The sequence below is a fragment of the Neisseria sp. N95_16 genome (assembly GCF_002551535.2).
GTDB classification, from domain to species: Bacteria; Pseudomonadota; Gammaproteobacteria; order Burkholderiales; family Neisseriaceae; genus Neisseria; species Neisseria brasiliensis.
In genome coordinates, this window is the sequence record NZ_PDBT02000154.1 from 1 (window position 1) to 927 (window position 927).

A 927-nucleotide genomic window follows, 5' to 3' on the forward strand; every position below is an offset into this window, starting at 1 on the left:
CCGCCGACCGAGAAAGACATTGGACTATGAGACACCGGGTGATCTGTTTTCAGCAGCCCTTGCCAATGGCATTTGAGCGTTGCACTTGAAATGCGAATGTAAGGCCGTCTGAAAAACTATTTTTTCAGACGGCCTTTTTATGTCTGCCCATCATTCACGCTTCACAAGCCATTGCATTGCGCTTTGATTTCCGATAAAGTAGTACCAAAATACGGTATCAAATCATGAAGAAAAAACACCAAAAAACCCTAGCCTTAATTTTCAAACGGCCTGTATCGGGCAACATTAAATGGGCAGACATCGAAGCCTTGTTTCAAGAAATCGGCGCGGACATTCAAGAACGTGAAGGCAGCCGTATCGCTGTGATTCTGTTTGGCCAAGTTCAAGTTTTCCATCGCCCACACCCAAATCCCGATACCGACAAAGGCGCAGTTGCCGCCGTCAGAAAATGGCTTGAAGCCAACGGAGTAAAACCATGAACAACATCATGACCATCAACGGCCACAAAGCCGTCATCCAATACGATCCTGAAACCGAAATGCTGCGCGGCGAATTTATCGGCCTTAATGGCGGCGCGGATTTTTATGCCGACAACGTGGCCGACTTACATAAAGAAGGTGCGGTAAGTTTGCAAACTTTTCTTGATGTCTGCGCCGAACAAGGTTTAGAGCCTTACAAACACTATTCCGGCCGCTTCAATGTGCGCGTCAGCCCGAAAATTCACGCCGCCGCCGCGACTGCCGCTGCCGCCAGCAACATCAGTTTAAATGAATGGATTAATCAGACTTTAGAACGTGCGGTTCAAGCTTGATTAACTTTCGGTATAGAAAAGATGATATATTGCGTTGTCAAACATGAAATTTAGATAATTTTATATATCATTGTTTTTTATTTGTTATTTAGTTATTGCATTTCTCTTGAATGCAA

Annotated in this window: 2 protein-coding genes; both read left to right on the forward strand. The window is 44.8% G+C overall.

From position 1 onward, the window contains the following. The first annotated feature begins 224 nt into the window (after positions 1-224). Positions 225-479, forward strand: coding sequence for a type II toxin-antitoxin system HicA family toxin (locus tag CRG49_RS12965; protein ID WP_095502107.1), 255 nt, complete (start codon positions 225-227; stop codon positions 477-479). Then, entirely contained in the window at positions 476-811 is a 336-nt protein-coding gene (locus CRG49_RS12970) for a type II toxin-antitoxin system HicB family antitoxin (RefSeq protein WP_095502108.1), read from the forward strand. Before CRG49_RS12965 ends, CRG49_RS12970 begins: the two co-directional genes overlap by 4 nt. The last annotated feature ends 116 nt before the right edge of the window (positions 812-927 follow it).

Coding starts and splice junctions, on each gene's coding strand:
- CRG49_RS12965 (WP_095502107.1), top strand. CDS start 225: ATGAAGAAAAAACACCAAAAAACCCTAGCCTTAATTTTCAAACGGCCT.
- CRG49_RS12970 (WP_095502108.1), top strand. CDS start 476: ATGAACAACATCATGACCATCAACGGCCACAAAGCCGTCATCCAATAC.